The organism is Nitrosopumilus maritimus SCM1 (assembly GCF_000018465.1).
Taxonomy (GTDB): Archaea; Thermoproteota; Nitrososphaeria; order Nitrososphaerales; family Nitrosopumilaceae; genus Nitrosopumilus; species Nitrosopumilus maritimus.
On the sequence record NC_010085.1, the window covers coordinates 1484256 to 1506062 of the forward strand.

Genomic DNA, 21807 nt, shown 5'->3' on the forward strand with positions numbered 1-21807 from the left:
CGGGTATAAATGATTTGTCAGTTTTTGTCTAAAAGTTCGGTTCAAAAAATTTGACAACGCTACTATGAACTTCATAATGGCATAACTTCTGCGATAGACGATGATCGCGAAGGTCTGAAACAGATCAAAAAGTTTTCAAAAATGATCGTAACTAGTTTTTCATTTATGAATTTCAGACAACATATGGAGACTTGCACTTTGGACACTTATCTTCAAACGGTTCATCTTTAAAACCACACTCACCACAGATTGCAATGTCTTGAACAGGCTTGAAGGATGTTGTAAGTTCTGATGTCTTCTCAATTGCTTTTTTAATTTCTGCAGGCTTTGCATCTTTGCCGATATTTAGTGTTACAAACAATCCCCCGTTTAGCAACTTTGAGAGTTTGTTACACTCAGAGATTGGCTCGCTCTTGGCAGTATAATCAGAGACTTCAGAGGCATCAATAATGATTCCCTCAGAATAAGAATCACCTTCCATAGAGTTTAAGGATGAATTTTTGCCATATTTCTCACCATCAAGAGTAGCAAATCTGGTTGCACTTTCAGTTTCAGTCATGCAAATAGCCACAGGATCACCTAATTCTTTGCCTTTTTTGGCGCCAACGTCTACTGCAGTTTCAATTACCTTGTGAAGGATTTCACGACCTTCTTTATTATCTTGGAATCCAAGGATGTTAAAGACTGCCTCTTTGAGGCCTACCAAATTGATTACAAGTGAAACATTACTTTTTTGCATATACTGAGTATTTTTGGCCAAAATTGGATTCAATCCGCGTCTAGTCAAATCAGAAATGTCTTTCTTTCTCAAGGCCATGGAAGATAAAGCTGGTTTCATGAGTAATGCCAATCTTGCTCTAAAGTAAGTTTCATCTTTGTTTGATTCAAATGCTAATCTTGGAAGATTGATTGATACTGATTCAAGCATTATTGAAAGTGGACCAGAACTTTTAGTTGATCCATTAGTAATACCATGACTTGATGTTTGTCCTTTGGCAAACATTACTTTTCCACCAAGTGAAATTATTTCTGATACTGCTGCTGAAACATCTGTGATCTTTCCTTTTTCATTATCTATGATTAATCCAATTTTTGGAATTGGGGTAAGCTTTGTGTAGTTTTTGTATGCATTAATAATTGAATTAATTATTTTTGTATCAGATCCTAATTGTAATCTAATTGAAACGTTAGTACTTGATTTATTGTATTTGGAAGTTGTAGATGCAGTTGCAAATGCTGTAGTTAATTTTTGTTCTAGTTCTGGAAGTGATTTTGAATGTTTTGAGAATAGTGAAACAAATCCATCAAGTATAATTTCTTGTGAAGCTTCTTTTGAAAGAAGAGAGACTACAATAGACAGTGCACTTGTAATTTCATCAAGTTGTTTTGATGCAGGAATTCTTGAAACATCAAGATACTTTCCACCAAGATCAATTCCATCTTCAATTAATTCTTTAATGTTAACAAACATTGTATCAGGAATCATTGACCAGATTCCAGGATTTGTAATGTGTAGATCACCAGAAAGATGAGAGTCAGCTACATCTTTTGGTAAGATGTTTGTCAGAAGATGTTCAGCAAATACTGTTTGTCCTGTTTTAAACAAGAGACCTTCAGCGCCATTGTCTACATTGTCTAGATTAGTAATCATCTCTTGAACGTCAAACACAGGCAAGCCTAGGCGTGCAAGCTTGTTGCGGTATTCCTCATGACCATGCTCAAGCAAGACAGAGTTTACCATTTCCCTGATAAGTGAGCCTGTAAGATAGGTAGTTTGATATTTGTAGATTCTATTTTCAACTTCTTCAGTAATTTTTTGTGCTAATTCAAGTGGGAGGCTACCTTCACGTACCAATGATTGTATGATTTTGTGAGAATTAAATTCCTCAATTGATTCGTGTGATGTTCTAACATACATCTTTCCACTTTCAATAATTGATCTTTCTTCAATTTGTCTTGCTAAGCTCAAAACTAGTTTTCCAAGATTTGTAATTGTGTAACGTCTTTCAGATTTGTTTAATGCAACAAGTGATTGTCTAAGTAATTTTCTCAAGTGGTATGCAAATTTTCCACTCTCTTTTTTTGATTTGAATCCAGCCAGAGATTTTAATTCTGAATAAGTTAGAGGGCCTTTTGAATTTAGAATTCTCAGGATATCGATTCTGTTAGGACTTGCCATGACAGAAAAGATCATTCTGACACGTTTTGATGTAGATTGTAAAATTCCACCGCGTTTTGGTGAATCTGAATCATCATCTAAGTCTGTATCTAGATCATCGTCATCCATGTCTGCATCTAGATCACCTTCTAGATCCATTTCTAATTCTTCATCAGACATTTTCATGTATTTTTCTAAAAAAACGCACTAATTAAGACTTATGACAGAATGAATTTGGATCATTTTTGATCATTTTTCTAAATGCATTGAAAGATTTTTGATCTAATTTTTAAAAATTGTAAAAAAAGATCAAATAGGAGAGATTATTTTTCTTGAACATCTAGTGAAAACTCGGATGTAGAGAGTTTCTGTCCACATGACGGACATTTTCCACTATAAGGATTCATTACATCTTTTAGTGATTTTAACATCTTCATGTTTGTGATCTTTTCACCACATTTTCCACATGTTACTTCTACTGACATGAAAATGATCATAATCACAAAATAATTAAAAATCGATTTTGATTTTTTTTAATAATTCAAACAAATAATTTTACTGTTTTTCGATGATGATTCCTCTTTCATCAAAACCAGTGATTTTTGCTGGAGTTCCAACTGGGAGGTCTGCAGGGGTGGCAATTCCTGCCATAAATCCTGAAATTCTCAAATCTGAATTATCTACTTCGAGTACAACAAAGGCATATGGAGTGTATTTCTCAAAGCCTGCAGGGGGCACCGTAATTATGGTATAGGTAGCAATTTTGCCAATACCATCCAAAAGCACATCCTCAAAGCCCTTACTACCACATTCTCTACAGAAATATGCAGTTGAAAGATGAAGATATCCGCATTCAGTACATTTGTGAGTTAGTAGTTTGCCGTTTTTGGCATTTTCAATTACTTGTTCTTCAATTGACATTTTACACACTCTGGAAAACATGAACAGCACAACTTGCGCCAGTTGCACCAAAGTTATGAGTTAAACCAATCTTTGCATCTTTGACAGTTCTTTCACCAGCGTTTCCAGTTAATTGATCATATACTTCAACTACTTGTCCAACACCAGTAGCTCCAATTGGATGTCCTTTTGATTTAAGACCACCTGATGGATTAATTGAGATATCAGAATTTAGTGCGGTTCTACCTTCACGTACAGCTTCAACACCTTTTCCTTTTTCAAAGAAACCCAAGTCTTCAGTGTCAACAACTTCTGCAATTGTAAAGCAGTCATGTACTTCTGCAAAGTCTACATCTTTTGCAGTGATACCTGCCATCTTGTATGCATCAGCTGCTGCAAGTTTTGTACTTGGAATTGTCGTCATGTGATCACGTCCTTGCAATGCTGCAGGAGAACCACCACGACCTGAACCAATACATTCAACATAATCACCACCGTGTTCTTTTGCAAACTTTTCAGAACATAATATTACAGAACTTGCTCCATCTGAAAATGGACAGCAATCAAATAATTTTAGTGGACTTGCAACAACTGCAGAGTTCAATACATCATCAATAGTAATTTTTTTCTGCATGTGAGCTTTTGGATTCAATACACCATTATCATGATTTTTTACTGCAACTCTTGCAAAGTCTTCTTCAGTAGTGTTAAACTCTGTCATGTAAGCTCTTGCCATTGATGCAAATAATCCTGGAAATGATGCACCTGCTTGACCCTCATAGAAAAAGTCTGAACAATATGCAAAGTAAGTTGTTGTCCATTCAGTTCCAGTATGAGTTACTTTTTCAACACCAGTTACTAAGAGACAATCATAAAATCCTGCTGCAACGTTGGCATATGCTTCTCTAAAGGATACAGAACCACTACCACAGGCAGATTCAATTGTTAATGATGGTTTGTCTGGAATACCTAATCTACTCATCAAAACAGGACCAATGTGTACCTGCTTGTCTGCAACTCCAAATACGTTTGAGATGTAGGATGCTTTGATCTCCTTAGGAGAGATTCCAGCACTTTCTATGGCTGCAACTGATGCCTGAGTAGTAATATCAGCAATGCTATCTGCTAATTTTCCATACTTGGTGCTTCCTGCGCCAAGAACACAAACCTTTTCCACAAATGTCACTGACCCAAGTCCCTATAAAAATCGTTTTAGTAAATTCATCATAAGAAAATGCCATCAAAGAAATTGCAAACTGTACAGATCAAAAAGACCGTGGTTAGACATTCGGTTAAAACTACAAAGTCAAAGACTAGTATCTTCAAAAAAGAGATCATTCAGTATTTGGATGGTAATGGGTATCTATCTTGGTCATCAAAAGACAAAAAATACATGATTCTTGGAACAAATTCTCCAAAAAATGGATTGGTTCAATGTCCTGAGTGTAAAGTAGGTGAATTGATGGTTATTCGCTCAAGAACAACAAGGAAGCGATTCATGGGTTGTTCTAACTTTTATGGTGGGTGTAAAGCATCATCACCTTTACTACAAAAGGCAAAACTCAGAGCTACAAAGAGTCCATGTGAGGTTTGTAAATGGCCAATGGTGATTTTTCGTTACTCACGAAAACAACAATGGAGTAAACAATGCTCAAACTTTAACTGTAAAAGTAGAATCAAGCCTTCAAAGTAGGATAGATATCAGTTCTTCTATTTTTGAGTAATGGTAAAACTTTGCGTATTTGTTTTACTTTTTTGAGATCTATGTTGACATATCCTATTCCTTGTTTCTTTTTCATATCAAGTAAAATTTTTCCATATGGATCAACAACTAGACTTCTTCCACAGTAAATGTTTCCAACTTGATCAGGTGCAATGACATAACAGCCATTTTCAATTGCACGAGTTTTGTTTATTGTAATCCAATGTTCTTCTTTCATGTTTCCTTTAACCCAAGCTGATGGCGCAACTAAAACTTCAGAACCTGCAGCTGCAAGTGAGCGTGACATTTCAGGAAAACGTAAATCATAACATATCATCATTCCAACTTTACCAATTGTTGTCTTTACAGGCTTTGCAATCTTTGAACCTGATGCCATCTTGTCTGATTCTCTAAAACCTAATGCATCATAGAGATGAATTTTTCTGTAAGTAGAGATCACTTTACCGGTTTTGTCAATTACAAATGAAGTGTCATATACTCTATCTTTTTTTCTACTCTTCTCATAAAATGAGCCTACAACTTGAACATGATTTTCTTTTGCAGTATTAGCAATAGTGTTTACAAAGTTTCCATTAATGGTTTCAGCTAGAGTGGCAAGTTGTTTTGGTGTTTGAGAAGAATTTGTGTAAAACATCATAAATTCTGGAAATGCACAAAGCGTTGCATTTTTGGAAGCAGCTTTCTCAATGAATGAAATAATTTTTTTTAGATTAGTTTCTTTGTTTGTTGATGCTTTGAATTGTACAACTGCAGCTTTCATTGCAAATTAATAATCAAATGACAATAAAAGGAAAACGATTGGTACAATCGCAAAATGTACCATTTTCTTCTTATGTAAATTAGTCATACTAGAAACATACCGACCATAGTGTGTATGTCAACCTGCGACTGGCAGGGATTATCCAGTCACTTTTTTAAAAAATAATTAGAGTTGGTTTCCAGCTAAAAACCAGTTTTCTTTTGGATTATCTTCAAAAACAACAATAACATGATTTTCTTTTGTTTTTAGAATTTCAACTGCTGATTTTGTGATTGCTTTTGCGTATTCGTCTTTTTGTTCCTGTGTTCTTCCAGGATACATTGATACTGTAATCAATGGCATGAAAACTCAAACTAGAATCAAGAATTTATGCTTTCAATAATCTGGTCTGTATCCGTATCGTGTACCATAAGTGTATTCAGAACTGTGTGTTTTTTTGTAGAGATAACCAGTTGCAAATCCTATTGCAAATCCTCCAATGTGTGCCATGTATGCAACACCACCACCTGCAACACCAAAGCCACCTATGAAAAATGGTAAGAGATTTTGGAAGACCAACCAAAATGGCAAGAACCATCGTGCTTGAATATGCATCATTCTCCAAAAGAAACCCAACATAAGAAAAGTGGTAATTCTAACTCTAGGGAACATTGCCAAGTATGCGCCAAGTACTCCAGAAATTGCTCCTGATGCGCCAACTGCAGGAATAGAACTTGTAGGATCAATTACAATGTGGGCAAAACCCGCACCAACTCCCCATGCAAGATAAATTAAAAGAAATTTTGCTTTGCCAAATTTTAGTTCAATATTATCACCAAAGATCCACAAAAATAACATGTTACCACCCAAATGCATCAAACCTCCGTGCATAAACATAGAACTAAACAATGAAAAGTACGGAGTATCAGGACAAGAAATTCCTGGTTGAATCATTGATGAGAAACCAGTAATACAACTAGGAACTGCTCCCCATTCAAAAAACATGAATGCAGCACTTTGATTAGAAAATTCCCAAAATTGACCAGTAACAGCTACTTCGTAGAAAAATATTACAACATTGAGTATGATTAATCCAATTGTAATTTTTGGTTTGAATCCTGGAGGATGTGGGTTTTCATCTCTTAATGGTAACATTAGTTGTTTAGTTTCAATGAAATTTGTATAATAAGATTTTTCAATTTTGAATTTGTATTATTCCCTCTTTGATCAGAAATTGAATTCCTTGTACAAAGGCATCATCATCAATTGCACCTTCTGCCCACCACCCTGCATTGTTTTTAATCCATGCTGGAATTTCATTAGAACCAGAATTTTCACCTGAAGATGTAGCAGGTATTAGTAGAACATTTTCTTTGATTAAAAATTGAATTCCTTGTACAAAGGCATCATCATCAATTGCACCTTCTGCCCACCAACCTGCATTGTTTTTAATCCATGCTGGAACAGTTTCAATTTCAGGCTCACTAGGATGAATTACTAGAATGAAATTACCTTTGGACAAAGAATTTCCATCAATATTTGATAATACAAAATTTGCAGTTCCTACTTGATTTTCATTAAATTGTATTTTGTGTGAATTTGGCAATTCAGAATTTACATTTCCTACCAAATGTTTTGAAAATATTTCAGAATTATTTTGAACTATTGATAAATCATATTCTACTATTTTCTTTGTTTTATCTGAAAAGATCTCTTCTAAACTAAGAAAGAATGTAACTTCTTTTCCAGATTTGATAACTTCAGGTTCCCATGACAAGAAAACTTTGTATCTTAAATCAGGAGTTGCGAATTCAAGAGGAAATTTCACCTCATCACTTGGTTGCAGTTCAAAAATTATCATATCATCAGAGTATTTTGAAGCATCATTACGAATTTGTTTTAGTAATTCTTGATTTAGAACAATGTGAATGGTTCTATCTTCAAATGAATAATCATCAATATTTACAGTATCATCAGGTAATGGAATGTCATTAACAATTGCTTGATATGTTGTAAAAAGAAAATCTCCAAATGTGTTTGGAACTCTAAGCTCTTGATGAACCACACTTAGTTGTTCTAAATCTTGATTCCAATCAAAAGGCATAGAAATTGTTACTTTATTTGAATCAAAATTAAATGAATCAAGTTTATCAAAATATGAAATAACTTGAATCGTTTGTTCATTATTTTGAGAATCTGATACTTGAAATGATTTTATTTCAGCTAGACTAATTGCTCCTTGTAGTTGTACTTCATCAGATAAAACATTGGAATCAGAATCAATAGATAGTATTTTGACATTATACTCATACAGGCCACCAGACATGAAAATAGGACCCCGCATAATTAGAGATGATTCATTTTTTATCCAACCCCCTAGTACAGGCTCAATTTCTCCGTCTATAGTGATATTTTCAGAATTTTCAGTAATTACTTTGATTGATAGATATCCTAGTTCACCATGAAATATTTCTTTGAAAATTTGTTTGCCATCTTTTTTTAATTCAAATTCAAATGTAACATGTTCAATTATTGCATCAGTATTTGCATCAAACAATCGAAGTGAAATATATTTTTCAGATTCTTCAGGATCATATATTGAGGGAGAAATTGAAATTGAAAGCGATGCATCTTTGTTTTCAATTTTAACTGGAGGCAAAACTTCTCCTCCTAATCCATGACCAAAAGCAAATGACGAACAAAGTGAAGATATTAAAAATGCAAATAATATTGCGTTAAGAATTTTCAAGATTTTTAAATTAGGAGAATCTGTTATAAAAAAATAATAGATGAGAAACTGGCAACCAAGATGACTCCTCCTAGTTTCTCACCGACTATGGCCTGTAAGATGAGTTAATACAAAATAGATTAAAACATAATTGGTACATTCGTCGTATATACTATACTTGTAAGATTCCATTTGTTATCAAGAATTGAATTCCTTGTACAAAGGCATCATCATCAATTGCACCTTCTGCCCACCACCCTGCATTGTTTTTAATCCATGCTGGAATTTCATTAGAACCAGAATTTTCACCTGAAGATGTAGCAGGTATTAGTAGAACATTTTCTTTGATTAAAAATTGAATTCCTTGTACAAAGGCATCATCATCAATTGCACCTTCTGCCCACCAACCTGCATTGTTTTTAATCCATGCTGGAACAGCAGGTTTTGTTTCTCCAACAGTTACTGATCCAATCATCCATGGGTGAAGAGTACAATAGTAGTCAAAAGTTCCATTTTCTTCAAATTTGAAGGAGAATTTTTCCCCTGCAGCCACAACCCCACTATCAAAGATACCAGAAGACCCTTCATCAGGAGTTCCAGATGTGACTGTATGAGCTGAACTGTCCTTGTTATCCCATAATACGATTTGATTAGGCTCAATAGTCAAACTAGCAGGAAGGTAACAAGAGTTATCTGTTTCACATCCGGGTAATGATGTTCCAATACCAATATCTACAAAATGATCACCAATCAATTCTTCTTTTGGTTCAGATACTTTGAATGAAAATTCTCCCGAAGTATCAAAGTTGTTTACATTTGAAATCCTTACAAGTGCCGCACCAACTTGATCAAAGTTTATTTTGACAGAATCAGTTCCGTCATGTGCTTCCAATCCCTGTTTTGATTCTATTATCCTACCATTAAGAAAAACATCTAGATCATAGACGTTTTGTTGAATAATTACATTAGAAATTGGATCATGGAATTCTATATGCATTGTAACATCATTACCAGGATTAATTTTTCCTTTGGGTGTTAGAGATAAATGAAATTTCCAGTCTTCTTCAGAAGACAATTGAATTACTTTATCACCATTCTCTAATGAAGCATCACTTTTTTGAACATCTCTTAATTTGCCTGATTGAATGCCAAAGATCATTTTATCATTTAATTCAGGAGGATTTTCATCAATCATTTTCAATAATTTTTTTGATGAAAGTAAAAAGTGAACTACAATTTCCTCATTACCAGAACGATCAATTGTTCCAAAATAAGAAATATCATTTACAGTCAACATTATATCATGATTTTCAAAAATATCTACTGTCTTTGGAATATAATATTCAGCATGAACAAAGGGAATTGATTCGATAAAGTCTTCATTCCAATCAAATAGCATTTGTGCAGTAAGTTTTTTGTCTCTTTGATCATAGTGAAAGTTATCTATTTTATCAAAATATGTTGCAAACATCAAATCATGTGTTACATCATCAATGTCAATAGAAAATGGGATAAATTCTCCCATAGTAAACATAATTTGAAATGGTGTTTCAGTTTCAGATACGGGCTCATTTTCAATTGATAATAAGGTCATTTGAACATCAATTAGTCCCCCTTCCAAAAATAATGGAGCCTCAATAGTCAAAGGAGAATCATTTGAGGCTAGCCAGGCATCATTTTCTGCAGTTTCACCTGAAAAATTCACGTTAGAGCTAGGTATGATTAATGTTCGAAGTTTTTCATCAGGAGAATATGCATCAAATTCTACAATCAGATTTCCTTGTCCATCAAAGATCTCAACTTTATGTTCAACACCTAAAACTACTTGTCCAGTATCATCATTAATTGTTGTAATATCAAAAGTAACATGTTCTTCGTTTCCTTCTAAAATTGAAGGACTTGTTTCTAATTGTACTTTGAAATAATTTTGGTTGATAAAAATAATATCACTTTCCTCACTACCAGAACCTCCACCATATGCGATTTGTGTTGATCCAAAAATCAAAAGTAGATAGAGAGCTCCAAGAAATAACTTATGATTCATGTCAATCAAAATGTTGTAAATTATTTTAAGTTAACAAAAATTCTCAGACTTTGATTAATCCAGATGCCATCAAGAATTTGATTCCATTTGCAAATTCTACATCAGTAAGATGACCTTCAGACCACCAACCTGCATTATTTCTTACCCACATTGGAATTGATGTTATGTTTACATCTTCATCAACAATTTCTTCTGCAGCAGATACACTAATGATATTTTCTTGAACTAGATACTCAATACCTTTTGCAAAGTCTGGATCATTGATTTGTCCATCAGACCACCACATTGCATTCTTCTTTACCCAATCCGGAATTGCAATGTCAGTTGAAACAGAAGTTATTGTAGGTTTTGACATATCAATGTCACTTGAAACCGGAGTTACTGTAGGTCTAGGTGTTTCAACAAATATCTCTGAATCATCTGAAACCATATGAACGCCAGTATCAAGAACTAATGCTCTTGCAACTATTTCCATACTATCAGCAGTAGTGTATGGTCGTGGTAATGTAATGTCTTCATATTCAATGTAAATTGTATCACCATTTGTAACTCTCAATCTATTTTGCTCTTGAGAAGAATCTCCAGTGGTCATAAAGAACTCGCCTGGAAGATAATTGATATAGTGAGGATGTTCATATCCTACAAAGTAATTAGGAGTACTTCCAACTTCAAAGGAACCATGTCTAGGTACAACTTCTTCTAAAATTGCTTCAGGTGCAACTTGGAATGAGAAATTTACTTCTTGACCAGGTTGATCAAAGATGTTAGAAACTACAATTTTAGCAGAGCCTCTCTCATCAAAGCGAATTGGTTCTACACCTTGTCCGTCTACCCAATATTGATCATTTCTTGATTCAATTAATTCACCGTTAAGATAGATATCCATATCATAAGACAATCCCATCTCGTGGATGTCAGTTAAGCCATCATGAACCATTAAGTTAAAGTCATAATCTTGATCAACACCAATTACACCACCTGGTTCAGTCCAGAGATATGTTTTCCATTCTCCATCAGGAGTGTATTTTGTTAATGAGCTTGCAGCTGGTTCACTCAAGTGACGATCATATACTGCATTCTGAATTTTTGCATGATCCATATCTTTTACAAATTGAACACCAACAAATATTCCTGCTTTATCTGAATCTGAATATACTTTAACATAATTTGTGAAAAATTCTCGGTGGTGCTTCCACAAGTCGGTATCACGTATGAAAAATGTGACTTTTTCATTTACATCATAGGTATCTTTGTGGAATTCAGCTTGTCCCATTTGCCAAGTATAATATGCAGTTTTGTAAACATGTTGATCTTCATTATATTCCCAGTCAACTGTTAATCTACCATCTTGTGTAGATGTTGCAATCATTACAGCCCTATCATGTGCTGAAATATTCATTCCATCTGGATCCATAGTCATTCCAGGTGTTTTAACAGTAGTAAGAAATGTATCATGAACAGTATAACGCATTGCACCTGTCAATTTTACAACTCCCATGAATATGCCAGTATCAGGGCCAGTTTCTGTAAACTCAACGCCATTTACACGGTTGGCATCAGTGTAGACATCAATTGGATTTGATGTGGTACCAATTTGTTCAATTTTATCATCATCCTCGTTCCATCCTGGAGCATAAATCAAGACGTTTACTCTATCAGTCCAGCCAATTCCTTCATATCTTTCATTACAATCTTGTAGTTTGAAAGTTTCATTTGCACAGAATTTCATTATAATTCCTGCTGATTTTTGTACATTTGTAAAACCAGTATCAGCTAAGACTGGGGATATTGTAATTGTAGATGTTAAAATTACCATAAATGCGAAAATTGCAATTGTTCCCATACTTTTTGCCATATGAAATCTAAAACATTGTTTTGAATATAATGGGAATGGTTCATTCGATAAATGTACCATTAGATCTATTATTTGACCTCAACGTGACAGGAATGGAAATGTTCACTCCATTTTGAATGACCTACAAATCTTTTTGACTCAAATTCTTGCAGGTCAGTAAATGTAGTACTAGTTTTACCAACTGTGTTTCCCTTGGCATCCAAAAAAGATATTGAGAGTTCGACTTGAGGTCGCTTTAGATGATCATTATGATATTGACCAGAAATTGTTACTAGTCCAAAATCATCACGTATACATGAAAAATTTTCTACACCTTGAATTGCAGATTTTTCTGGTTCAATAGATTTCGGTACAGTTTGAATTGGATTAGAAGAGTCTTGGGAAATATTTTCTTGAATATCTTTTTGTAAAATATGATGTAATTGAGAACTCATGTGATCATTATTGAAATACGCAATTTTTTTTAGAATTTCACTCATAAATCTAGTTGTAGGCTCGGTTTCATCTAAGATTAGATCAGAGACATCATAATTGTAGTGTTCATTATGTTGATCAAATATGATAACATGTATTATGAAATTTTCATAAATGCATGATGTTAATCCACCCTTTGAAGTATAGTTAAACAAACATTCAGAATTTTCATTTGGGTTTCCACTAAGATATGCAGATTCGAATACTTTGTCTTTATTTTCAAAAGAATTCCAATAGTCATCTAAATCATTTTTGTTGTTAAATTCAATTATTTGCATTGTTAATGTAGGTACTTTGAATTTGTAAAAAATTGGTTCGTATACTCTAGTAATGTCATTGAAAATAATTTTGACAGAATCTACAACACCTTCTTTTTCTTCAAATTCATATTCAGTTGAAAATGTTCTCCACTTTGTCTCTTTTGTAATATTCAAAATTTCTTTATCATTTAACAAATATTTTTCAAGACTTGATTGGAATGTTTCATCATTTGAAAAGATACTTTGCTCGGGGTTGTATTCTAGATACCCAACTTCTCTCAAGTAATGAATTGTTCTAAGAAATTGTAAATCACTTATTTTTCCATCAATCCACCATTCTGCTCTATCTTTAACCCAATATGGAATTAATTCTAAAGTCTTTTCTTCGTATAATTCGGGAATATCTTGAATTACAGTTTTTGCAGTATTGATTAGAATTTCTTGTGATTTTATTTCATCAGGTATGATATTTTTATCAAGAATGTTTTGAATTAGTGCTAAAAATTCAGAATCAGACATTTGCCCATCTATCCAGATAGAAGTAGTCTGTCTTACCCAATCAGGGAATATGCTAGGCTCAGAATCATCTCCAAAAACAGGATTTTGGAGTGAAATTACAAGTAAGAGGACAGTGATTGCAAATAATGAACTGATTTTTAGATTCATCAAGTAGAAACCTCCTTTGAGAATTGTGATAGTGCATCTCCAAAGTCAGCATCACTGGAATCATACTTTGCATACTCTACACTTCCACAAAGTAACAGCCAACCTCTTACCTTGCCAAATGCATCTGATTTTGATTCATCAAGCACACTTAGTAACTCTTGGTTTGTCATTTCTTTGTAAATTTCCATATTTTGTGAATAATAGTATCGAATTGCCTGACTGAGTGTTTCAAATGCTTCTTTTCTTTGATTATTATCAAACAAATTCTGAGATTTGTTTATCATTTGTTGAGTTAATTCTCTAAAGTCAGTTTGAGGCTTTGACACTTGCAATAGTGGTTCTTCATACTTTCTTTCTGATAATTTCTTGCGCAATAGATATCCAAATACTGCTAATGCAACAAATACTGGAATAATCAAGAGTAGTGAAATATTTTCAAAGCTTTGTGTAGGTGCAGTTACTTGGAACGGATTACTCTGTAATGAATCACGTATGTGTCTTGTATTTTCGAACTTTGGTTTTTCAAATTTGAAATTATCAAATATGTTTTCTGGTTCACTTGTAGGTGCAGAAACAGCTATACCAGTATCAGGTAATTTACCAGGTGGAAGCTGTTCACCAGACAATATACCATCAAATAGTTGCAGAGTCTGTTCAGAGAATGCATCATTCATTCTTTCTTGAATTTGTTCTTTAGTTAGTAAGAGATAGTTTGGAGAGTATTCCCTTAGATCAAACTCACCCTCACCACTAAACGTAGCATCTTCCATCATTTGTCTACCAAGTGTGAATTCTTTAGGAGTAAAGATGTCGTTTGGAATTGCTGCTAAATTATCCATACTGTATCCACGTTCAAGCACAAAAAGCTCCAAGTTTGAGTTTGGATTATAATCAAATGCCTGACCTTTTATCAAATATCTACTATCTCCAATAGGATCAAGCAAAGCTTCTGCAATTTCGACATAGCCATCAGAAAATCGGTCATAATATTTTATTTTATGTTTAAAACTTTCTTGTCTAAGATCTCGTTGTTCAATTAGCATTCCATTTAGAATTTGACCTTCTTCTGAATCAATTGTAATTTTATAATCTCCAATAGAGTAGTTGTTACCTGTAATGAATTTATCATAAATTGGTTTTACAGATTCTGTATTTTCTACTACCAATTCTTCATAGCTGGAAACTATTTCAGCTTCTTGCGTTGTAACATGTTCTTTTTCAAGTTGCCCTTCAATTAACCAATCCATTTGAATTTCGGTAGATTCTGCAAATGCAGGATTCACAGCTATGAGAGGTAATAACAAAAAGATTCCAATAATTTTTTTGCTAAAAAGTAAAGAGTTATGCGACAATTCTATACCTGCCATAAATTATGTAAGCATCAATTAGCAATAATCCAATTGCAGCAGCTATAAACCAATCTCTTATTGTAGAATATTCAATTTCATAAGCAAGATTAGAGCTAAGATTAACAAAAATTTCATTTAATGTTTGCTCATCAAGTGATTTGTAGTAATTTCCAGAGGTTTGTTGTGCAATAATTACAAGTGTTTCTTCATCTAATTCTGCATATTGTGGTTCGCCATAGATATCATCTCTTAGAAAAACAGGTTCAATTGAACCTAATCCAATTGTATGAATTTGGACATTGTTGATTTTTGCATACTCTGTTGCTTCTTCTGGTGTTACTAATCCGGAATTATGTACTCCGTCACTCAGTAAGATCACTACACCTTTCTTGTCAGGAATTGATGAAGCCATATCTACTCCAAGTGCAAGTCCATCTCCAATGGCAGTAGCACCCAATCCTTGTTCTATTGATGAAATTGCATTAACTGATTTTTCTTTATCAGGTGTAAGGTAAGAAACAGTTGTTGCACCTGACTCAAAGAGAACAACTCCCACATTATGCTGAGGTCCCATTTTTAGAATCAGATTATTTATGGCGTTTTTTGCAGCATCCAGACGTGTTGGCTCATAATCTGTGGCTGCCATACTTTCAGAACCATCTAAAACTATGCTCAAATTGATGCCATTTTCAACTGATAGTGTTGGGATTTGAGGATTTGCAAGTCCAATAATTGCCAATCCGAGAATCCCCATCATCAAGACAAATGGCAAATGTTTTCGCAGAAAGTTTTTGCCCATTACAGATTTTTTTACAATTTTTAGTGAGCTAAATTTCATGATAGAATCTTTTTTCTCAGAATTGTATTTTGAATAAAGAACATACAATCCAGGAATTATCAAAAGCAAAAATAATGCATAAAGATATTCAAAATGAATTTCCATCTATTTTCTCCTCCGAGTATGAATATAGCGATTAAATGTAACATCAAAGGGTTCCTCATTTGAAAGATTCAAAAAATCAACTCCCAGTTTTTTCATTTCATATTCAATTTCTTCTCTAGTCTTCTTAATAAGATTAGAATACTCTTCTTGGAATTTTTTATCAGAAGTGTTTACCAGTATTTGTTCTCCAGATTCTGCATCCTCTAGATATACATGACCAATTTCAGGAATCTCTGTTTCACGAATATCAGAAATATTTACTAAAACAATTTGATGTTTTAATTTTAGATATTGCAATGGCTTTACGAATGAATCTGACATAAAATCTGAAACAACAAAAACAACACTTCGACGTTTTAGATTTTTTTGTAATTCTGATAATGATCTAAAGATATCTGTTTGTGTACTTTGAGGAGTGTATTCTAATAATTTTTTTAAAATTTCCATCATGTGTTTTTTGCCTTTTTTTGCAGGAACAAATTTTTCCAATGAATCTGTAAAAAGACCCAATCCAACTCTGTCATTGTTCTTTAGTGCAGAAAACATCAGAGAAGCTGTTATCTCAAATCCAAGTTCTTTTTTACTCTTTACAAAACCAAAGTCATTACTTGCAGACATGTCCATTACAACATAGACGTTAAGCTCTTTTTCTTCGACAAACTCTTTTACAAAAAGATCATTGTATCTAGCTGAAACATTCCAATCCACTCTTCTGGCATCATCACCAGCTGCATACTCTCTAACCTCAGAGAACTCAATTCCTCCACCTCTAAATCTGGACCTGTAGGCACCAGATTCCATGCCTTCGACTAGATTTTTGGTCTTGATATCCAGGTTTTTTACCTGCTTCAAGAGTTCTGTGAGTTCAGTCATGGCCTAAACCTAAGGCGGATTGATTTTTTCTAAAACAAAGTCAATTACCTTATCAGAGGTAATTCCGTTTGCTTCTGCCTCAAATGTCAAAATTATTCTATGTCTGAGAACTTCGTGTGCAACAGCTTTGACATCTTCTGGAATAATGAAGCCCCTTCCATTAAGCATGGCATTTGCTTTTGCAGTTCTCATTAACCAAATTGATGCTCTAGGAGATGCTCCAAACTCTATCATATTTTCTAAATCTAGATCATAGTCTTTTGGAGTTCGTGTTGCATTTACAATATCTGCGATATATTCTGTAACTACTTTATCAGCATAAATTTTTTCATTGAATTTTTGAATTTCTAAAATTTCTTCAGGACTGATAATTGTATTTACTTTATCTTCTTGTTCAGATGAATTTTTTTCAATAATCTCGAGTTCTTCTTGTTTTGAAGGATAATCAATTAAAATTTTCAGAGCAAATCTATCAACTTGTGCTTCAGGAAGTTTGTATGTTCCCTCGTTTTCAATTGGGTTTTGTGTTGCAAGAACTAGGAATGGTTTTTTTAATTCAAATGTGTCTCCGTGTATGCTGACATTTCTTTCTTGCATTGCTTCAAGTAATGCTGATTGGACTTTGGGTGGTGCACGATTAATCTCATCAGCAAGCACAAAATTATGAAATATCGGACCCTTTTGTGTTACAAATGATCCTGAGGCATTCTTGTAAATTTTTGTTCCTAAAATATCTGCTGGAAGTAAATCGGGTGTAAATTGAATTCTAACATGATCAACATTGAAAATTTGTGCCATTGTCTTTACCATCAATGTCTTTGCTAAACCAGGAACACTCTCTAAGAGTACATGGCCATCAGCTATTATTGAAATGAGAATTTTCTGTAAAGCGTCTTGTTGTCCAATCACAACTTTATGAGATTCTTCAAAAACTGCATTTAGTTTCTTTGCATACTTTTGAGCTTGCTCACTTAGCTTTTTGATATCTTCATTTGATACCGAATAGTTTACGTGATTCTCTCTCAGTGCCATGTCGTAGAATGCCGTTTTCGGGATAAATATCAGACTGGTTCATTCGAAAGATGTACCAGTATTCATACGCACGGCGTAAACTGACCTTTTGAATTTGCAATTCTTATTGTCTAGATTAAAAATTTGATCAAACTACAATAATTTCTCGTTGTACTAGATTCTCAATTATGTTTAAGAATTGTTCATCAGTAATTTTTTCTTCATACCACCAACCTGCAGGAATTTGTACCCATTGAGGAATCTTCCATTGTGATTCAGAAACTACTTCACGCGTTGGAACAGATAGGATTTGTTTTTCAAAAAGAAAGTCAATTCCTTCTAAAAATTCTGAATCAGGAATTTGTTGAGTTGCCCACCAGTCAGCATTTTGTTTTACCCAAACAGGAACTGTAGGAAGTTCAGGAGGTAATCCTTTGTCAAAACCTGAAATCTTCAAAACACCTTGGGATTGAGGCTCAACAGTAAATGCAACATGCCAGAATCCCATATCATCAATGCTTTGGATAAATTCTATAGGTTCGTCATTTAGTGTGACAGAAAATTTTTCATTTCCAGAAATTGGAGCAAATTCAAAGTTTGCATATGTCTCTAATGGATAACTATTGTAACCTCTAATTGTCATTGTTGTTCCAGATTCATCAAATTTTGCAGCTGAATACCATGCACCTGAATCGTATCTGAAATCAAAATCACCACCATTCTTCTTTGCAGTCACAGGAATTACAGTAGTATCAACTGGTGCAAAGCAACTATAGTAAAAGATATCCTCAGTTACTGAAGGATCAGGATACATTGTAAAGTCTAGAATTTCTCCAGGTTCAATTTTTTCAATATATTCGATATTTTGAGTAATATCTAGAACTTTTTCATATCCATGAACAACTGCAAAAATTTTTGGAAAGTGTATTGTTTCATTTCCAGTGTTTTGAATTCTGCCTGATATATGACCATCTTCATGTTTGACTAGTGTCTTATCATAAAGAATTTGGATTGGAACTGGATTAGTCATTGTTTGTTCATAAATTAATTCAGGATTAACTAGAACTGGAGTGTTTGATTGTACTTCAGGAAATTTTATCTTAAATGGAATTTCTGTTCCAGCAGCAAGTGGAACATGCTGAATAGTTTTTGAAATTGTTTCAGAATTTTCAATTACAGAAACGGTAATTGTAGGAATTATTGCAAAATCATTTTCATTTTTAACATTACCAACTACAGTGTAAATTCCAGTTGAATCAAAATATCCCAAGTACTCATGTAATGGAACATAAACTTCAGCAAAACTCAAACTAGGAGAAAACAGAATGATTGAGAAAAATCCTAGTAATAGAAGAATTTGTGGTTGAGAAACTCTAGAAAGAGTTGATGATATCTTCGAATCCAGAAGTTGGTTTTTCAAGTAGGCTTGGTCTATAGTCTTCAACTAGTTTATCTATCAAGTCTCTGACTTTAATATGATATCTTTTTTTGAGTTGAACAACTTTTGTTTCTACTAGTCCATCATCAACTAGTTGTGACAAATACAATGACACGGTTGATGGGGATTTGTTTACCTCTTTAACTAGTTGAGGAAATTCTAAACCATCTTCTTTGACTAGTGCAAGTAACAAATCACGTGGAGTTTGTTTTCTTAATGCTTTGATAACAATTGATTCATCTTCTGTAATTTGTGGAGGATAGAATCTAGCTTGTCTTGGACCACGATCAGCTTTGATAACTCCGTTTCTTTCTAATTTATCTAGATAATGACTTAGTACTCCATTTTTTAATCCAGAAGAACGCATGATTTCACGGAATTGGATTCCTGGATTTTTTTCTATTATTTCTTGAATTTGTGAATCTCTATCAGTCATTTCTAAACACTCCTAACGCTAGCAATCCTAATGTTGCAAAGGTCAATAAATGTCCTACCTCTGCAAGAGGCATAAATTCTAGATCATAGATGCTTGGCCATGTTGCATCAACTAACAAAACAACTTCAGCTGCAATAAAGTTGGCAAATGCTATAGAGCTAAGTAAAAGTCGTTTTGTTCTTAATCGATAGTATGCAAATCCTGCAAGTATTGAGATGAAAACTGCAAGAGTAATTCCTCCAACATGTAAAAAGATGTGAGCGATATGATGCCCATGTAGTAAATGAGGGATGATTACTGGTAAAGCCAAAATTGCAACAACACCAGTAACTACAAGAGAAAATAGCATAGATTTTTTCTCTAGTATCCTTTCAGCTCTAAACAAAGTAATGAAATTTGATTAATTTTTCATTTAAAGCAACTGGTTCAATTCTCGAACTAGCATCGATCAGACACGAATGATTCCCTTTTGAATCAAATATTCCAGTCCTTGGACAAATGTCTGATCGTCTATTTGTTTTGCAGCCCACCATGCAGCATTGTTTCTAATCCATGATGGAATTTCTTGGGATGAAGAATCTTGTTGTTGTGTTGATGGAATTACAATTATTTTGTTTTTGATGAGATATTCAATTCCTTGAACAAATGTATTATCATCAATTTGTTCTTCAGACCACCACAATGCATTGTTTCTAATCCAATCAGGAATTGTAATTTCTTTTTGAGATGTAACTCTATCAATTACAATTGGAATAGTTGTTCTTGCAAGATCATTATTATCTAAATTATTAAAATTTAGATTAACAATTCCTGTAACATCTTGTGGAATTGTAAACTCTACTACATTATGTTCTTCTCTTGAATCAGTACTTGTTCCACTTTGTTGGTAAATGACTTTGTTATTTTGTGTAATAGAGAAATCATAATTTGTTGCTATAGGTTTGTTTTTCAAGAAAACATCAGTTACATCAAATAATATTTTTGCATCAGAACCAGATTGCAAGTTTTCAGGTTCCCAAGATGCAAAAATTCGAAATTGTCCATTTTCAGTAACTGAGCTCATATGCGGATAATCTCTATCAGGAGTAATTAGGAAATTCATGCCATTTTCATTTGAGCCATTTTCAAGAACTCGGAGTAATTCTTGTTGATAAATAATAAAATGCACCACACGACCGTCAGAAAAAAAGTCATCTATTGTAGATATGTCATCAGAGAGTTCTACTCCATTAATGTACATGGTGAATCCAGATACAAGCAAATCACCATAGGTTTTTGGAATATCTAACTCTTCATGGACAACTGATGTTTGATTGATGTTTGTATGACTCCATTCAAAAGGCATTGAAAATCTAATCTCTTTTGAATCAGTATCATATTCAAAGTCAGATATTTCATCATAGTAAGTAATTACGTCAATGCTTTGTTCTCCAAAGTTTGGATCAACAAAATCATGGCTAGAGGTTTGGGCAATAGAAATTCCTGCATTAAACACTAGTGGTTTTTCAAGTGTTTTTGAATATCCATCAGCAGTAAGTATACTGATATCAAATTTGTACAGTCCACCCTCACTGAGTTTTGGGCCTTTGACATGAATTAGTCTACTATCTAATCCCAATATGGAACCAAAGAAATTAGCACCAGTTTCTTCTTCTATTACAATAGAATCAGTTTCTTCTGAAACAAAATTGAATACTAGAAAACCATTATCTGTTTTGAATTCTTGCTCAAAGAGAAATTGGTTTCCTTTCTCAGATTTTATGTGAAATGTAACATCACGTAGTGTAATTTTTGAATCAAAGTCAATCAGAGAAATAGAGATTTGTTGATCGTCATCTGCTTCAGGATCACTTTGTGATGAAGAAACCTCTACAGTTACTTGTTTTCCATCAAGGTTTACAGGAGGAAATGTCTCACTTCCTACACCATGACCAAAGGCACTATCAAAAGTAAATACAAACAACAATGGCAGTAAAAGTAACAGGAATAGATTTTTCAAATTATGTCCACTTGTTTGGATCTTTTTTACGAATTTCTTTTCCATCAATTGTAACAGAGTCTTTTTCTTCAAAGATTGTATGCCATTTACCGTTACTAGGGAAAATTTTGTTCATCTCTTCAACTTTTTTACTGGTTGGAGCTTTATTCATCAAAGCTCCCCACCTCATGTTAGGAACTTTTGGCATGATATCATTGATGTCTTTCATTTT

21 protein-coding genes are annotated in these 21807 nt (G+C 33.6%); 1 reads left to right on the forward strand and 20 read right to left on the reverse strand.

Features of this window, described 5'->3' with window-relative positions:
• Positions 1-172 precede the first annotated feature (172 nt).
• The 4 genes from nrdD to NMAR_RS08720 all read right to left on the reverse strand — a co-directional run bounded on the left by nrdD (position 173) and on the right by NMAR_RS08720 (position 4244).
• Entirely contained in the window at positions 173-2344 is a 2172-nt protein-coding gene (gene nrdD, locus NMAR_RS08710; RefSeq protein WP_012216011.1) for an anaerobic ribonucleoside-triphosphate reductase, read from the reverse strand.
• Positions 2345-2481: 137 nt separating this feature from the next.
• Positions 2482-2643 carry a hypothetical protein gene (locus NMAR_RS09875; RefSeq protein ID WP_182126295.1) on the reverse strand — a complete coding sequence of 54 codons (162 nt, stop codon included), beginning with the start codon at positions 2641-2643 and terminating at the stop codon, positions 2482-2484.
• Positions 2644-2713: 70 nt separating this feature from the next.
• On the reverse strand, positions 2714-3079 hold the full coding sequence (locus NMAR_RS08715) for a Zn-ribbon domain-containing OB-fold protein (RefSeq protein ID WP_148680236.1): 366 nt from the start codon (positions 3077-3079) through the stop codon (positions 2714-2716).
• A 1-nt stretch (position 3080) separates the two neighbouring features.
• Positions 3081-4244, reverse strand: coding sequence for a thiolase domain-containing protein (locus tag NMAR_RS08720; RefSeq protein ID WP_012216014.1), 1164 nt, complete (start codon positions 4242-4244; stop codon positions 3081-3083).
• Positions 4245-4292: 48 nt separating this feature from the next.
• Between NMAR_RS08720 and NMAR_RS08725 the strand changes: the two genes are divergently transcribed.
• Positions 4293-4751: a topoisomerase DNA-binding C4 zinc finger domain-containing protein gene (locus NMAR_RS08725; protein ID WP_012216015.1), complete on the forward strand. Its 459-nt coding sequence runs from the start codon at positions 4293-4295 to the stop codon at positions 4749-4751.
• Here the strand turns inward: NMAR_RS08725 and NMAR_RS08730 are convergent.
• From NMAR_RS08730 to NMAR_RS08805, 16 genes are all read right to left on the reverse strand, one after another.
• Positions 4735-5541, reverse strand: a complete 807-nt coding sequence (locus tag NMAR_RS08730; protein ID WP_012216016.1) for a carbon-nitrogen hydrolase family protein — start codon at positions 5539-5541, stop codon at positions 4735-4737. The two genes, NMAR_RS08725 and NMAR_RS08730, sit on opposite strands and share 17 nt — an antisense overlap.
• Positions 5542-5706: 165 nt before the next feature.
• Positions 5707-5883: a tautomerase family protein gene (locus tag NMAR_RS08735; RefSeq protein ID WP_008300807.1), complete on the reverse strand. Its 177-nt coding sequence runs from the start codon at positions 5881-5883 to the stop codon at positions 5707-5709.
• A gap of 33 nt (positions 5884-5916) precedes the next feature.
• Positions 5917-6675 carry a rhomboid family intramembrane serine protease gene (locus NMAR_RS08740; protein WP_012216017.1) on the reverse strand — a complete coding sequence of 253 codons (759 nt, stop codon included), beginning with the start codon at positions 6673-6675 and terminating at the stop codon, positions 5917-5919.
• A 40-nt stretch (positions 6676-6715) separates the two neighbouring features.
• The gene (locus NMAR_RS08745) at positions 6716-8269 is read right to left on the reverse strand and encodes a hypothetical protein (protein WP_012216018.1); all 1554 of its coding nucleotides are present in this window, start codon (positions 8267-8269) and stop codon (positions 6716-6718) included.
• A 151-nt stretch (positions 8270-8420) separates the two neighbouring features.
• Complete coding sequence (locus tag NMAR_RS09880; RefSeq protein WP_012216019.1) at positions 8421-10292, reverse strand: cupredoxin domain-containing protein; 1872 nt, start codon at positions 10290-10292, stop codon at positions 8421-8423.
• 43 nt (positions 10293-10335) lie between these two features.
• A complete protein-coding gene (locus NMAR_RS08755) occupies positions 10336-12147 on the reverse strand; it encodes a hypothetical protein (protein ID WP_148680237.1) in 1812 nt (603 codons plus the stop codon).
• Positions 12148-12215: 68 nt separating this feature from the next.
• A complete protein-coding gene (locus NMAR_RS08760) occupies positions 12216-13547 on the reverse strand; it encodes an FxLYD domain-containing protein (protein WP_012216021.1) in 1332 nt (443 codons plus the stop codon).
• Positions 13547-14914: a hypothetical protein gene (locus tag NMAR_RS08765; RefSeq protein ID WP_012216022.1), complete on the reverse strand. Its 1368-nt coding sequence runs from the start codon at positions 14912-14914 to the stop codon at positions 13547-13549. The genes NMAR_RS08760 and NMAR_RS08765 overlap by 1 nt, the downstream gene beginning before the upstream one ends.
• Positions 14889-15839: a vWA domain-containing protein gene (locus NMAR_RS08770; RefSeq protein ID WP_012216023.1), complete on the reverse strand. Its 951-nt coding sequence runs from the start codon at positions 15837-15839 to the stop codon at positions 14889-14891. The genes NMAR_RS08765 and NMAR_RS08770 overlap by 26 nt, the downstream gene beginning before the upstream one ends.
• Complete coding sequence (locus NMAR_RS08775; RefSeq protein ID WP_012216024.1) at positions 15840-16712, reverse strand: DUF58 domain-containing protein; 873 nt, start codon at positions 16710-16712, stop codon at positions 15840-15842.
• Between the two features lie 9 nt (positions 16713-16721).
• Positions 16722-17744, reverse strand: a complete 1023-nt coding sequence (locus NMAR_RS08780; RefSeq protein WP_012216025.1) for an AAA family ATPase — start codon at positions 17742-17744, stop codon at positions 16722-16724.
• Positions 17745-17871: 127 nt separating this feature from the next.
• The gene (locus NMAR_RS08785) at positions 17872-19032 is read right to left on the reverse strand and encodes a hypothetical protein (protein ID WP_012216026.1); all 1161 of its coding nucleotides are present in this window, start codon (positions 19030-19032) and stop codon (positions 17872-17874) included.
• A 64-nt stretch (positions 19033-19096) separates the two neighbouring features.
• Positions 19097-19597, reverse strand: coding sequence for a winged helix-turn-helix transcriptional regulator (locus tag NMAR_RS08790; protein ID WP_012216027.1), 501 nt, complete (start codon positions 19595-19597; stop codon positions 19097-19099).
• On the reverse strand, positions 19590-19982 hold the full coding sequence (locus NMAR_RS08795; protein ID WP_148680239.1) for a hypothetical protein: 393 nt from the start codon (positions 19980-19982) through the stop codon (positions 19590-19592). The genes NMAR_RS08790 and NMAR_RS08795 overlap by 8 nt, the downstream gene beginning before the upstream one ends.
• A 63-nt stretch (positions 19983-20045) precedes the next feature.
• Positions 20046-21641, reverse strand: coding sequence for a hypothetical protein (locus NMAR_RS08800; protein ID WP_012216029.1), 1596 nt, complete (start codon positions 21639-21641; stop codon positions 20046-20048).
• Positions 21598-21804 (reverse strand): hypothetical protein, encoded by a 207-nt coding sequence (locus NMAR_RS08805; RefSeq protein WP_148680240.1) that lies wholly within the window; start codon positions 21802-21804, stop codon positions 21598-21600. The genes NMAR_RS08800 and NMAR_RS08805 overlap by 44 nt, the downstream gene beginning before the upstream one ends.
• Between the last annotated feature and the right edge of the window lie 3 nt (positions 21805-21807).

Coding starts and splice junctions, on each gene's coding strand:
- nrdD (WP_012216011.1), bottom strand. CDS start 2,344: ATGAAAATGTCTGATGAAGAATTAGAAATGGATCTAGAAGGTGATCTA.
- NMAR_RS09875 (WP_182126295.1), bottom strand. CDS start 2,643: ATGTCAGTAGAAGTAACATGTGGAAAATGTGGTGAAAAGATCACAAAC.
- NMAR_RS08715 (WP_148680236.1), bottom strand. CDS start 3,079: ATGTCAATTGAAGAACAAGTAATTGAAAATGCCAAAAACGGCAAACTA.
- NMAR_RS08725 (WP_012216015.1), top strand. CDS start 4,293: ATGCCATCAAAGAAATTGCAAACTGTACAGATCAAAAAGACCGTGGTT.
- NMAR_RS08730 (WP_012216016.1), bottom strand. CDS start 5,541: ATGAAAGCTGCAGTTGTACAATTCAAAGCATCAACAAACAAAGAAACT.
- NMAR_RS08735 (WP_008300807.1), bottom strand. CDS start 5,883: ATGCCATTGATTACAGTATCAATGTATCCTGGAAGAACACAGGAACAA.
- NMAR_RS08740 (WP_012216017.1), bottom strand. CDS start 6,675: ATGTTACCATTAAGAGATGAAAACCCACATCCTCCAGGATTCAAACCA.
- NMAR_RS09880 (WP_012216019.1), bottom strand. CDS start 10,292: ATGAATCATAAGTTATTTCTTGGAGCTCTCTATCTACTTTTGATTTTT.
- NMAR_RS08755 (WP_148680237.1), bottom strand. CDS start 12,147: ATGGCAAAAAGTATGGGAACAATTGCAATTTTCGCATTTATGGTAATT.
- NMAR_RS08760 (WP_012216021.1), bottom strand. CDS start 13,547: ATGAATCTAAAAATCAGTTCATTATTTGCAATCACTGTCCTCTTACTT.
- NMAR_RS08765 (WP_012216022.1), bottom strand. CDS start 14,914: ATGGCAGGTATAGAATTGTCGCATAACTCTTTACTTTTTAGCAAAAAA.
- NMAR_RS08770 (WP_012216023.1), bottom strand. CDS start 15,839: ATGGAAATTCATTTTGAATATCTTTATGCATTATTTTTGCTTTTGATA.
- NMAR_RS08775 (WP_012216024.1), bottom strand. CDS start 16,712: ATGACTGAACTCACAGAACTCTTGAAGCAGGTAAAAAACCTGGATATC.
- NMAR_RS08780 (WP_012216025.1), bottom strand. CDS start 17,744: ATGGCACTGAGAGAGAATCACGTAAACTATTCGGTATCAAATGAAGAT.
- NMAR_RS08790 (WP_012216027.1), bottom strand. CDS start 19,597: ATGACTGATAGAGATTCACAAATTCAAGAAATAATAGAAAAAAATCCA.
- NMAR_RS08800 (WP_012216029.1), bottom strand. CDS start 21,641: ATGGAAAAGAAATTCGTAAAAAAGATCCAAACAAGTGGACATAATTTG.
- NMAR_RS08805 (WP_148680240.1), bottom strand. CDS start 21,804: ATGAAAGACATCAATGATATCATGCCAAAAGTTCCTAACATGAGGTGG.